Raw genomic sequence first — 13,377 nt, 5'->3', positions numbered from 1 at the left:
GGGCCGGCTTCCGGATCCATCAAAAGTGACGCGCTGTAAAAGCGCAACCAATATCAGCCATAACGCAGCAACGGATATGTACGCAACCGCCCGGGACTATGTTCGCCCCCTCCATAACGCACAAAGGCCACCCGAAGGTGGCCTTTGTTAAGTCGGTCAATCAAATAAGCATTCGCTTATTTTTTGACTTCCCAACCCGTCAGCTCAGCCAAAGCCTTGCCGATGTCTGCCAGCGAACGCACGGTTTTCACGCCTGCGTCTTGCAGCGCAGCGAATTTCTCGTCTGCAGTGCCTTTGCCGCCAGAGATGATTGCGCCAGCATGGCCCATGCGCTTGCCCGGAGGAGCAGTCACACCAGCGATGTAGGAAACAACCGGCTTGGTCACGTGTGCCTTGATGTAGGCAGCCGCTTCTTCTTCAGCTGAACCGCCGATCTCACCGATCATCACGATCGCTTCGGTCTTCGGGTCTTCCTGGAACAATTTCAGGATGTCGATGAAGTTGGAGCCCGGGATCGGGTCACCACCGATACCAACGCAAGTCGACTGACCGAAACCGGCGTCAGTGGTCTGCTTCACAGCTTCGTAAGTCAGGGTGCCGGAACGCGACACGATGCCTACTTTGCCTGGCAAGTGAATGTGACCTGGCATGATGCCGATCTTGCACTCGCCCGGAGTGATAACGCCTGGGCAGTTAGGACCGATCAGGACCACACCCAGCTCGTCACACTTGACCTTGGCTTCCAGCATGTCGATGGTCGGGATGCCTTCGGTGATGCAGACGATCAGCTTGATGCCGCCGAACGCTGCTTCAAGGATGGAGTCCTTGCAGAACGGTGCTGGAACGTAGATGACCGAAGCGGTTGCGCCGGTTTTATCGACTGCTTCTTGCACAGTGTTGAACACTGGCAGGTTCAGGTGAGTGGTGCCACCTTTGCCTGGAGTCACGCCGCCAACCATTTTGGTGCCGTAGGCAATGGCTTGTTCGGAGTGGAAAGTACCCTGCGAACCGGTGAAGCCCTGGCAGATTACTTTGGTGTCTTTATTGATCAGGACGCTCATTACTTGCCCTCCGCAGCTTTGACAACTTGTTGAGCAGCGTCGGTCAGGCTGGTAGCCGCGATGATGTTCAAACCGCTTTCTGCCAGTACTTTAGCGCCCAGTTCAGCGTTGTTACCCTCAAGGCGAACAACAACCGGGATTTTAACGCCGACTTCTTTCACTGCACCGATGATGCCTTCGGCAATCATGTCGCAACGAACGATGCCGCCGAAGATGTTGACCAGAACTGCAGCGACGTTGGTGTCGGACAGAATGATCTTGAACGCTTCGGTAACGCGTTCCTTGGTTGCACCACCGCCTACGTCGAGGAAGTTGGCTGGCTTGCCGCCATGCAGGTTGACGATGTCCATGGTACCCATGGCCAGGCCAGCACCGTTGACCATGCAGCCGATGTTACCTTCCAGCGCTACGTAGTTCAGTTCGAACTTGGCAGCGTGAGCTTCGCGCGGATCGTCTTGCGACGGATCGTGGAAAGCCTTCAGCTTGGGCTGACGGTACATGGCGTTGGCGTCGATGTTGATCTTGGCGTCGAGGCAGTGCAGATCGCCGTCAGCCTTGATAACCAGCGGGTTCACTTCCAGCAGGGCCAGGTCGTGGTCCTGGAACAGCTTGGCCAGACCGGTGAAGATCTTGGCGAACTGGGAAACCTGCTTGCCTTCCAGACCCAACTGGAATGCCAGATCGCGACCCTGGAATGGCTGAGCGCCAACCAGTGGATCGATCGTGGCCTTGAGGATTTTCTCAGGAGTGTCGTGAGCGATCTTCTCGATGTCCACGCCACCTTCGGTGGAAGCCATGAACACGATACGACGGCTGGAACGATCCACTACAGCGCCGAGATACAGCTCTTTAGCGATGTCGGTGCAGGACTCAACCAGGATCTTGGTCACTGGCTGACCGTTAGCGTCAGTCTGGTAAGTTACCAGACGCTTGCCCAACCATTGCTGGGCGAACGCTGCAGCGTCTTCTTTGCTGCGAACCAGCTTTACGCCGCCCGCTTTACCGCGACCACCAGCGTGAACCTGGGCTTTGACGACCCACTCAGTCCCGCCAATCTTATCGCAAGCTTCTGCTGCTGCTTCCGGGGTGTCTACTGCGTAGCCTTTGGATACTGGCAGACCGTACTCAGCGAACAGCTGCTTACCCTGATACTCGTGAAGATTCATGCTTATTACCGTCTTCGTTAGGTACTGCGCATTCGGTGCTGCACGTCTGGCGTGCCGCACCACCTGTGACCGATACCCCGGGCAATCCCTTCAGGAAGAGTCCGGAGGTCGAGTCCGGCGGACATTCCGCGGTGAGTCTTGCTCGCAAGGCTCACGACGGGCAGTCCGTCGTGGTTTCTCTTGTTGTCTTAACGCTTTTTGCGGTTCTGGATGTGGATGGCACCGCCATTCACGGCCAGAGCAGCTTCATGCAATGCTTCGGAAAGCGTCGGATGGGAGAAGACCATCATGCCGATATCTTCGGCACTGCTGCCGAATTCCATCGCGATCGCGCCCTGCTGTACCAGCTCGGCAGCGCTAGGACCAATAACGTGAACACCCAGAACACGGTCAGTCTTGGCATCGGCAATGATCTTGACGAAGCCGCCCGTGTCGTTGGCTGCCATGGCACGGCCGCTGGCTGCGAACGGGAAAGTGCCGACGTTAACTTCAACGCCTTCAGTCTTCAAGGTCTGCTCGGTTTTACCAACCCACGCGATTTCCGGGTGGGTGTAGATAACCGAAGGAATCAGATTGTAGTTCATCTGAGCCTTGTGGCCCTTGATGCGCTCGACAACCATGATGCCTTCTTCAGAAGCCTTGTGGGCCAGCATCAGACCACGAACCACGTCGCCGATGGCGTAAACGCCAGGAACGCTGGTGGTGCAGTAGTCATCAACGTAGATGAAACCGCGCTCATCCAAGTCCACACCGCTGTCGGAGGCCAGCAGATCAGTTGTCACAGGACGACGACCAACGGCTACGATCAGGCGGTCGAAGGTGATCGACTGCTCGCCGGCGGCGTCGGTGTAGCTGACCACAACTTCTTCGCCGTTGACCTTGGAACCGGTCACGCGAGCGCCGAGCTTGATGTCAAGACCTTGCTTGGTGAAGGTTTTCAGGGCTTCTTTGGAAACAGCCTCGTCAGCAGCAGGAATGAATTTATCCAGCGCTTCCAGAACAGTAACCTGAGCACCCAGACGAGCCCATACCGAACCCAGTTCCAGGCCGATCACGCCAGCGCCGATCACGCCCAGACGTTGTGGAACCTGCTGGAATTCCAGAGCGCCAGTCGAATCAACGATGACTTTCTGATCGACCGGAGCCGGTGGAATGTCAATCGGACGCGAACCGGAAGCCAGGATTACATGGTCAGCTTCGATGATTTCAACAGTGCCATCAGCAGCCGTCAGCTCGACTTTCTTGCCGGCCAGCAGTTTGCCGTGGCCTTGCAGAGTGGTCACGCCATTGGCTTTGAACAGGCTGGCAACGCCGCCGGTCAGGCCTTTGACGATGTTGGCTTTGCGACCGACCATGGCCGGTACGTCCATGCTGACTTCAGAAGTCGAGATACCATGGATCGAGAAGCCATTTTTGGCTTCATAAAATTTCCAGGAGCTGTCCAGCAGCGCCTTGGACGGAATGCAGCCCACGTTCAGGCAAGTACCGCCGAGGGCCAGCTTGCCCTCCTTGTCCTGATACTTCTCGATGCAGGCAGTCTTGAGACCAAGTTGCGCAGCCTTGATGGCGGCAACATAACCGCCAGGGCCTGCGCCAATCACTACCACGTCGAATTTCTGGGACATAACAAAGAGTTCCTCTTTAGCTGCGAGCTTTAAGCTACAAGCTGCAAGCTGGCCTGTGATGTATTACAGACGTGCGTTGCAACCTGTTCATTAGATGTAATTTGCAAAACCCGAGCTCCAGCCCACGCTGCTTTTCTCTTGCAGCTTGCGGCTTGCAGCTCGGGGCTGCCTCATCAGATATCCAGCAGCAGACGAGCCGGGTCTTCCAGCAGGTTCTTGATGGTCACCAGGAACGTCACGGCTTCTTTACCATCGATCAAACGGTGATCGTAGGACAGAGCCAGGTACATCATCGGGCGGATCACAACCTGACCATTGACCGCCATCGGGCGCTGGATAATGTTGTGCATGCCCAGGATGGCCGCTTGCGGCGGGTTAACGATTGGTGTCGACATCATCGAACCGAAAGTACCACCGTTGGTGATGGTGAAGGTACCGCCAGTCATTTCGTCGATGGACAGTTTGCCGTCACGGGCTTTCTTGCCGAAGGTAGCGATGCCACCTTCGATTTCAGCCAGGCTCATCTGCTCTGCGTTACGCAGAACCGGAACTACCAGACCACGGTCGCTGGACACAGCAACACCGACGTCGGCATAGCCGTGATAAACGATGTCGGAACCGTCGATCGATGCGTTGACTGCCGGGAAGCGTTTCAGCGCTTCGGTAGTAGCCTTGACGAAGAACGACATGAAGCCCAGACGTACGCCGTTGTTGGACTTCTCGAACAGGTCCTTGTACTTCGAACGCAGCGCCATGACTTCGGTCATGTCGACTTCGTTGAACGTGGTCAGCATCGCCATGTTCGATTGAGCTTCAACCAGACGCTTGGCAACGGTGGCACGTACACGAGTCATCGGTACGCGCTTCTCGGTGCGGTCGCCAGCAGCGACGACTGGAGCAGCGGCAGCGGCTGGCTTGGCGGCCGGTGCAGCAGCAGGCGCGGATTTCTTCGCTTCGACAGCAGCCACCACGTCTTCCTTGGTGACGCGGCCATCTTTACCAGTGCCTTTGACGCTGGCCAGGTTGATGCCGTTTTCTTCAGCCAGTTTGCGAGCAGCAGGGGCAGCAACCGAATCTTCGTCGCCGGCAGCGGCTGGAGCAGCAGCTGGAGCGGTCGCCGGAGCAGCCGCTTGAGCCGGGGCAGCAGCAGGTGCGGCTGCGGCAGCCGGAGCGGCAGAAGCGGTAGCACCACCATCCAGCGTCGCGATCAGTTCGTTGGAGAGGACGATTTCGCCCTCGCCTTTCACGATCGATGCCAGTACGCCGTCAGCCTCAGCCAGTACTTCGAGGACAACCTTGTCAGTCTCGATGTCGACCAGCAGCTCGTCACGTTTTACCGCCTCGCCCGGTTGTTTGTGCCACTTGGAAATGGTGCCGTCGGCAACTGATTCCGGGAAAGAGGGGGCTTTGATCTCGATAGCCATTATCTGTAATTCCTTAATTCGGTTTCTAATGCGCGAAGGCGTTAAACAGTGAAGGCATCTTGCAGCAGTTTTTCCTGCTGCTCGGCGTGCATCGAAGCGTAACCACATGCAGGCGCTGCAGAGGCGTCACGACCCGCATACTCGAGGACGAGGTTGCGGTTGTGATTGCCAACGCTGCGACGCAGGTGATGCTGGCTGCTGTACCAGGCACCCTGGTTCATCGGCTCTTCCTGGCACCACACTACATTCTGCAGATTGGTGTAAGGCGCAATCGCCTCCATCAGGTCGTCTTCCGGGAACGGGTACAGCTGCTCGATACGCACAATGGCGATATCTTCACGGCCTTCGGCACGGCGTTTTTCCAGCAGGTCGTAGTAAACCTTGCCGCCGCACAGCACCAGACGCGTCACCTTGGCGGCATCGAGGGTATCGATTTCCGGGATGACAGTCTGGAACGAACCTTCGGCGAGATCTTCCAGGGTAGAAACAGCCAGCTTGTGACGCAGCAACGACTTCGGTGTCAGCACGATCAGCGGCTTGCGCAGCGGACGGATGACCTGACGACGCAGCAAGTGGTAGATCTGCGCTGGCGTAGTCGGTACACACACCTGAATGTTGTGCTCGGCACAACCTTGCAGATAACGCTCAAGACGTGCCGACGAGTGCTCCGGCCCCTGCCCTTCATAACCGTGAGGCAACAGCATGGTCAGACCGCACAGACGACCCCACTTGTGCTCACCGCTGGTGATGAACTGGTCGATAACCACTTGCGCACCGTTGGCGAAGTCGCCGAACTGGGCTTCCCAGATAACCAGCGCATCTGGCTGAGTCGTCGAGTAGCCGTATTCGAAGGCCAGTACGGCTTCTTCCGAAAGGAAGGAGTCATACAGATCGAAACGTGGCTGACCGGCATACAGATTCTGCAGCGGAATGTAGGTACCGGCGTCTTTCTGGTTGTGCAGCACAGCGTGACGGTGCGAGAACGTACCGCGGCCGATGTCCTGACCCGTCATGCGAATCGGGTGACCTTCGAACGCCAGAGTCGCGTAAGCCATGGTTTCGGCGTAACCCCAGTTGATCGGCAGGCCACCGGCTTGCATCTTCTGACGGTCTTCGTAGATCTTCTGCACTTGACGCTGAACCACGAAACCTTCTGGCAGTTCCATCAGCTTGGCCGACAGTTCCTGCAGGGTCTTGAGGTCAAAGCGGGTGTCATGACGTGCAGTCCAGGCATGGCCCAGATACGGACGCCAGTCCACGAACAGCTCTTTGTTTGGCTCTTTGACCAGACTTTTCACAACATGCAGACCGTTGTCCAGCGCGTTGCGGTAGTCGTCGATCTTGGCCTGTACACGAGCCTCGTCCAGAACGCCGGCCTTGATCAGGCTTTCGGCATACAGCTCACGCGTGGTGCGCTGCTTGGTGATCTGCTGGTACATCAGAGGCTGGGTGCCACTTGGTTCATCCGCTTCGTTGTGGCCGCGACGACGGTAGCAGACCAGATCGATAACCACGTCACGCTTGAACTGCATGCGGTAGTCGATGGCAAGCTGGGTCACGAATACAACGGCTTCAGGGTCATCGCCATTTACATGGAGAATCGGTGCCTGAATCATCTTGGCAACGTCGGTGGCGTACTCGGTAGAGCGCGAGTCCAGCGGGTTGCTGATGGTGAAACCTACCTGGTTGTTGATGACGATGTGGATCGTGCCGCCCGTCTTGAAGCCGCGAGTCTGCGACATCTGGAAGGTTTCCATAACCACGCCTTGCCCTGCGAAAGCAGCATCACCGTGGAGGGAAATTGGCAGAACCTTGTCACCGTTTGGATCGTTACGACGATCCTGACGAGCGCGAACCGAACCTTCGACCACCGGAGAAACGATCTCCAGGTGAGACGGGTTGAACGCCATGGCGAGGTGAACTTCGCCGCCAGTGGTCATCACGTTCGAGGAGAAGCCCTGGTGGTATTTAACGTCACCGGAACCCAGCTCGACTTTTTTCTTGCCTTCAAACTCGTCGAACAGCTCGCGCGGGTTCTTGCCGAAGGTGTTGACCAGCACGTTCAGACGGCCCCGGTGGGCCATGCCGATAACGATTTCCTTGGTACCGTACGAACCGGAACGCTGGATCAGTTCGTCCAGCATCGGAATCAGGCTTTCACCACCTTCCAGACCGAAGCGCTTGGTGCCTGGGTATTTGGTGCCCAGATATTTCTCAAGACCCTCTGCCGCGGTAACGCGCTCGAGCAAATGGCTCTGGATTTCGGCAGAGAACGCAGGACGGCCACGAACACTTTCAAGACGCTGCATGAACCAGTTGCGCTGCTCGGAATCCACGATATGAGTGAATTCGGCGCCAATGGTGCGGCAATATGTCTTATGTAGGGCGTCCTGGATTTCGCGTAGGCTCGCTTCCTCTTTGCCAATGAACAAGTCACCGGCACGGAAAGTGGTATCCAGGTCAGCGTTGGTCAACCCGTAGTGATTGATCGACAGGTCAGCTGGCGCCGTACGTTGCCACAGCCCCAGCGGGTCGAGCTGGGCTGCCTGATGGCCGCGCATACGGTAAGCCTGGATGAGCCGCAATACTTCGACCTGCTTCTTTTCATGCTCGCTGCTCACGCTTCCGGCGGATACCGGTTGGGCGCGGCGCTGGTTTTTCGCCAGCAACACGAAATGATCGCGAATCGTCGAGTGCGATACATCGGTGGCAGAGTTGCCGTCAGCGGGCAACTTCTGAAAGTAGGTGCGCCATTCCTCTGGCACAGCGTTAGGGTCGTGCAGGTAGAGCTCATAGAGCTCTTCCACATAGGCAGCGTTACCACCGGAAAGGTGGGCACTGTTCCACATGCGCTGCATCACGCTTTCTTGCATGCTTGGTCACCCTCGGTAAGGGGACACCACCGGCGAAGACACCACAGCAAACCTGAGATAGTCATGTGCAGCGACTGTATCAAGCCACTTAGGATCACGCAGATAGTCCGGGTACCAGCCCGGATGCCCCTGCTGGTCTTATTTCTTCAAAATAAGAGCCGCAGCATTACTCGCTGCTGCTCAGGTTAAAACTACGGCGCCGGTTGAAGCCTGCGCCGCAGCGGTTACGGGTATTACGGCATTACGATGTAACAGTCAAATCAGACGCCGTTTTGCAGAAGCATGTTGCGCACGTGACCGATAGCCTTGGTTGGGTTAAGGCCCTTCGGACAAACGTTGACGCAGTTCATGATCCCGCGGCAGCGGAATACGCTAAACGGGTCATCCAGCGAAGCCAGACGCTCGGCGGTCTTGTTGTCACGGCTGTCAGCCAGGAAACGATAGGCTTGCAGCAGTGCAGCTGGACCGAGGAACTTGTCCGGGTTCCACCAGAAAGACGGGCAGGAAGTCGAGCAGCAAGCGCACAGAATGCACTCGTACAGACCATCCAGCTTCTCACGCTCTTCAGGAGTCTGAAGACGTTCGATGGCCGGAGCCGGAGTATCGTTCAACAGATATGGCTTAACCTTCTCGTACTGCTTGTAGAAGATGCTCATATCAACAACCAGGTCACGTATCACAGGCAAACCAGGCAGTGGACGCACGACCAGCTTGTTGCCCTTGACCACGGCCGACAGCGGCGTGATGCACGCCAGGCCGTTCTTGCCATTGATATTCATACCGTCGGAGCCGCAAACACCTTCGCGGCACGAACGACGGTAGGAGAAACCTTCATCCTGTTCCTTGATCAGGGCCAGCACGTCCAGGACCATGATGTCCTTGCCGTCTGTATTGACCTGAAACTCCTGCATGAACGGCGCGGCGTCCTGATCAGGGTTGTAGCGATAAACACTGACTTGCAACATATCGGTCACCCTTAATAAGTCCGAATCTTAGGTTCAAAAGTCGGAACAGTTTTTGGCGAGAAGTTCACGGCACGTTTGGTCACGCGCTTATCACCCGGGAAGTACAGGGTGTGGCACAGCCAGTTTTCGTCGTCGCGATCTTCAAAGTCTTCACGGGCGTGAGCGCCGCGGGACTCTTTACGATGTTCTGCGGCAATCGCGGTAGCTTCAGCGACTTCCAGCAGGTTTTGCAATTCAAGCGCTTCGATACGAGCCGTGTTGAACGCCTGGCTCTTATCGTTGATCTTGACGTTGGCGATGCGCTCACGAAGGCCCGCCAGCTGAGCAATACCTTTCTGCATGTATTCGCCGGTACGGAATACACCGAAGTAGTTCTGCATGCAGCTCTGCAGCTCTTTACGCAGGGAAGCGACATCTTCGCCTTCTGTACGGTTGTTCAGGCCACTGAGACGCGCCAGAGCGGCATCGATGTCAGTTTCCGAAGCGCGACGGTAATCAACGCCTTCGTTAAGAGCCTGTTCAAGGTGCAGACCGGCAGCACGACCGAACACCACCAGGTCGAGCAACGAGTTGCCACCCAGACGGTTGGCACCGTGGACCGATACGCAAGCCACTTCACCCACAGCGAACAGACCTGGAATGATCTGATCGACGCCGGCAGCGTCCTGAGTGATCGCCTGACCATGAATGTTGGTGGCAACGCCGCCCATCATGTAGTGGCAGGTTGGAACAACCGGGATCGGAGCAACGGCTGGATCGACGTGCGCGAAGGTCTTGGACAATTCCATGATCCCTGGCAGACGGCTGTGCAGCACTTCTTCACCCAGGTGATCAAGTTTGAGCATGACGTGATCGCCATCAGGACCACAGCCGTTACCGGCAATGATTTCCTTGACCATGGAACGGGCAACAACGTCACGACCCGCAAGATCCTTGGCGTTGGGCGCATAACGCTCCATGAAACGCTCGCCGTGCTTGTTGATCAGGTATCCACCTTCACCACGGCAACCCTCTGTTACCAGTACACCTGCACCGGCAATACCGGTCGGGTGGAACTGCCACATCTCGATGTCCTGAACCGGCACACCGGCACGCAGCGCCATGCCCACACCGTCACCGGTATTGATCAGAGCGTTGGTGGTGGAGGAGTAGATGCGACCGGCACCACCGGTAGCCAGTACAGTCGCGTTGGAGCGAATGTAGGAGGTTTCACCAGTTTCGATGCAGATGGCGATGATGCCGACGAAAGCGCCATCCTGGTTCTTGACCAGATCGACTGCGTAGTATTCGTTGAGGAATACAGTGCCTGCCTTCAGGTTGGCCTGATACAGGGTGTGCAGCAGTGCGTGACCGGTTCGGTCGGCAGCAGCACAGGTACGTGCAGCCTGACCACCCTTGCCGAAGTCTTTCGACTGGCCACCGAACGGACGCTGATAGATGCGACCCTGTTCGGTACGGGAGAACGGCAGACCCATGTGCTCGAGCTCGAAAACGGCTTCCGGACCTACGGAACACATGTATTCGATAGCGTCCTGGTCACCGATATAGTCGGAGCCCTTGACGGTGTCGTACATGTGCCAGCGCCAGTCATCGTTCGGATCGGCAGAAGCAATGGCGCAAGTAATGCCGCCTTGAGCGGAAACGGTGTGGGAGCGCGTCGGGAAAACCTTGGTGACTACGGCGGTCTTGTGGCCGCCCTGAGCCAGCTGCAAGGCAGCGCGCATGCCTGCACCGCCGCCACCAATAATGATGGCGTCGAATGAAAGTGTATTTATGTTAGCCATGACTCAGATACCCCAAAGAATCTGCACACCCCAGACGAAGTACGCGAACATCGCAACGCCGCAGAACGCCTGGAAAAGGAAACGCACAGTCGTCGCCGACTTGCCCAGCGCCATCGGCGTCAGGTAGTCAGTCGCGATGGTCCACATGCCGACCCAGGCGTGAGCGCCCAGGGCAACCAGAGCCAGCAGACTGAAGATGCGCATCCAGTTGTTTGAGAACAGTGCATGCCAGTGGGAGTAGTCGAGACCCGGGTGGGCGACGATGTATCCGATAAGGAAAATGAAATAAGCCGCGAGCACGACCGCAGATACGCGCTGCGCCATCCAGTCATAGAGGCCCGAACGCGACAGGTTAGTGACGTTGGTTACCATATCCATACTCCCGCCAGAACGATTACCACCACGGATACGGCGATAACGATTTTGGAGCCCAGCTTGCCGCCTTCCAGCGTCTCGCCAATGCCCGCGTCCATGATCAGGTGGCGGATGCCCGCTACCAGGTGATAAAGCAGGGCGGACAGCAGAGCCCAGATCACAAGCTTGGCCAGCGGACTGGTCAGATACGCTTTAACTTCACCGAACCCTTCTTCGGAACTCAGCGACTTGTCCAATGCATAGAGCATGATGACGAGGCCGACAAAGAGAATGACTCCGGAGACACGGTGAAGAATGGACGTGTAAGCAGTGACTGGGAGTTTGATGGTCCTTAGGTCTAGGTTTACAGGTCGTTGGCTTTTCACGGCTTTATTTCACACTTGAAGAGCCCCTAACTATCAGGGCAAATTATTGGGAAGTGCACTGGTCAGGTACCCACCACCCAGGGAGTGACGACCTCCGGTATACAGGCCCTAAAGCCCCTGGCGGTCGGACGCCGAGTATAGACAGTTAGGTTACTAATGACAACGCAGAGAGGCCCCTCAAATCGGTGATTGCGCTGGCCGGATAAAAAGCGTAAGTGACAGAATGTCGCAGGGTAAATCAAGCCTGAAAGCCTTCTGGAACACGACTTTAGGCAAATTGACTTTAGATTTTATCTAACTATAGTGGTGCGGGCCCTGCGTGGGGGGCCGTCTGATGATTTGAAGCATAAACAGGAGGCCACATGGCTGATAATAAAGCGCAGTTGATCATCGAGGGCGCAGCCCCCGTCGAGCTGCCCATTCTCACCGGCACCGTAGGCCCCGACGTGATCGACGTACGCGGTCTTACCGCCACCGGCCGCTTCACATTCGACCCAGGCTTCATGTCGACCGCCTCTTGCGAGTCGAAGATCACCTACATTGATGGTGACAACGGGATCCTGCTGCACCGCGGCTATCCGATCGAACAGTTGGCCGAGCAGTCGGACTACCTGGAAACCTGCTATTTGCTGCTGAATGGCGAACTGCCAACCGCCGAACAGAAAGCCCAGTTCGTTGTTGTCGTGAAAAACCACACCATGGTTCACGAGCAGCTCAAGACTTTCTTCAACGGCTTCCGTCGCGACGCTCACCCGATGGCGGTGATGTGTGGCGTGGTGGGTGCACTCTCCGCGTTCTATCACGACTCTCTGGACATCAATAATCCGCAGCATCGTGAAATTTCGGCCATCCGTCTGGTTGCCAAGATGCCGACTCTGGCGGCCATGGTTTACAAGTACTCCATGGGCCAACCCATGATGTACCCGCGCAACGACCTGAGCTACGCAGAGAACTTCCTGCACATGATGTTCAACACGCCGTGCGAGATCAAACCGATCAGCCCGGTGCTGGCCAAGGCCATGGACAAGATTTTCATCCTGCACGCCGATCACGAACAGAACGCCTCGACGTCCACTGTACGTATGGCGGGCTCTTCGGGTGCCAACCCGTTCGCCTGCATCGCAGCCGGTATTGCCGCGCTCTGGGGCCCGGCGCACGGCGGCGCGAACGAAGCCGTGTTGTCCATGCTCGATGAAATTGGTGACGTATCGAACATCGACAAGTTCATCGCCAAGGCCAAGGACAAGAACGATCCGTTCAAGCTCATGGGCTTCGGTCACCGGGTTTACAAGAACCGCGACCCGCGCGCTACCGTGATGAAGCAGACCTGCGACGAAGTCCTCAAGGAGCTGGGCATCACCAATGACCCACAACTTGAGCTGGCCATGCGCCTGGAAGAGATCGCCCTGACCGATCCTTACTTCATCGAGCGCTCGCTGTACCCGAACGTCGACTTCTATTCGGGCATCATCCTCAAGGCAATCGGTATCCCGACCAGCATGTTCACCGTAATCTTCGCTCTGGCGCGGACTGTCGGCTGGATCTCCCACTGGAAGGAAATGCTTTCCAGCCCGTACAAGATTGGCCGTCCACGCCAGCTGTACACCGGCTACGTGTCCCGCGATATCGTGCCACTGGAAGATCGCAAGTAAGCTTCATGCGACAACTAAAAAGGGCTGCCATTGGCAGCCCTTTTTTGTGCCTGAAGAATATGACTCGCAAAGCAAACATTGGACCTG

The 13,377-nt window shown here is 56.8% G+C and carries 10 protein-coding genes; 1 reads left to right on the top strand and 9 read right to left on the bottom strand.

The features are described 5' to 3' along the window. Positions 1 to 176: 176 nt before the first annotated feature. The 9 genes from sucD to sdhC form a co-directional block, all read right to left on the bottom strand. Positions 177 to 1,061 carry a succinate--CoA ligase subunit alpha gene (gene sucD, locus H8S59_RS21950; RefSeq protein WP_027900900.1) on the bottom strand — a complete coding sequence of 295 codons (885 nt, stop codon included), beginning with the start codon at positions 1,059 to 1,061 and terminating at the stop codon, positions 177 to 179. Beyond that, positions 1,061 to 2,227: an ADP-forming succinate--CoA ligase subunit beta gene (gene sucC, locus H8S59_RS21945; protein WP_032629164.1), complete on the bottom strand. Its 1,167-nt coding sequence runs from the start codon at positions 2,225 to 2,227 to the stop codon at positions 1,061 to 1,063. Before sucC ends, sucD begins: the two co-directional genes overlap by 1 nt. Positions 2,228 to 2,415: 188 nt before the next feature. Further along, on the bottom strand, positions 2,416 to 3,852 hold the full coding sequence (gene lpdA / locus H8S59_RS21940; RefSeq protein WP_187522792.1) for a dihydrolipoyl dehydrogenase: 1,437 nt from the start codon (positions 3,850 to 3,852) through the stop codon (positions 2,416 to 2,418). A gap of 173 nt (positions 3,853 to 4,025) precedes the next feature. Next, positions 4,026 to 5,276 (bottom strand): 2-oxoglutarate dehydrogenase complex dihydrolipoyllysine-residue succinyltransferase, encoded by a 1,251-nt coding sequence (gene odhB / locus H8S59_RS21935; RefSeq protein ID WP_095096965.1) that lies wholly within the window; start codon positions 5,274 to 5,276, stop codon positions 4,026 to 4,028. A 41-nt stretch (positions 5,277 to 5,317) separates the two neighbouring features. Continuing rightward, positions 5,318 to 8,149, bottom strand: a complete 2,832-nt coding sequence (locus H8S59_RS21930; protein ID WP_095096968.1) for a 2-oxoglutarate dehydrogenase E1 component — start codon at positions 8,147 to 8,149, stop codon at positions 5,318 to 5,320. Positions 8,150 to 8,409: 260 nt separating this feature from the next. Continuing rightward, positions 8,410 to 9,114 carry a succinate dehydrogenase iron-sulfur subunit gene (locus H8S59_RS21925; RefSeq protein WP_032629172.1) on the bottom strand — a complete coding sequence of 235 codons (705 nt, stop codon included), beginning with the start codon at positions 9,112 to 9,114 and terminating at the stop codon, positions 8,410 to 8,412. Between the two features lie 11 nt (positions 9,115 to 9,125). Continuing rightward, positions 9,126 to 10,898, bottom strand: a complete 1,773-nt coding sequence (gene sdhA / locus H8S59_RS21920) for a succinate dehydrogenase flavoprotein subunit (protein ID WP_095096971.1) — start codon at positions 10,896 to 10,898, stop codon at positions 9,126 to 9,128. A gap of 3 nt (positions 10,899 to 10,901) precedes the next feature. Continuing rightward, positions 10,902 to 11,270 (bottom strand): succinate dehydrogenase, hydrophobic membrane anchor protein, encoded by a 369-nt coding sequence (gene sdhD / locus H8S59_RS21915; protein WP_095096975.1) that lies wholly within the window; start codon positions 11,268 to 11,270, stop codon positions 10,902 to 10,904. After that, positions 11,264 to 11,638 (bottom strand): succinate dehydrogenase, cytochrome b556 subunit, encoded by a 375-nt coding sequence (sdhC, locus tag H8S59_RS21910; protein ID WP_080238188.1) that lies wholly within the window; start codon positions 11,636 to 11,638, stop codon positions 11,264 to 11,266. The genes sdhD and sdhC overlap by 7 nt, the downstream gene beginning before the upstream one ends. A 362-nt stretch (positions 11,639 to 12,000) precedes the next feature. Between sdhC and gltA the strand changes: the two genes are divergently transcribed. Beyond that, entirely contained in the window at positions 12,001 to 13,290 is a 1,290-nt protein-coding gene (gene gltA, locus H8S59_RS21905; RefSeq protein WP_027900891.1) for a citrate synthase, read from the top strand. Positions 13,291 to 13,377 lie beyond the last annotated feature (87 nt).

It is taken from the genome of Pseudomonas folii (assembly GCF_014357575.1).
Classification (GTDB): domain Bacteria; phylum Pseudomonadota; class Gammaproteobacteria; order Pseudomonadales; family Pseudomonadaceae; genus Aquipseudomonas; species Aquipseudomonas folii.
The sequence above is the reverse complement of the archived record's forward strand: the minus strand, read 5'-3'. Positions and strand labels throughout refer to the sequence as shown.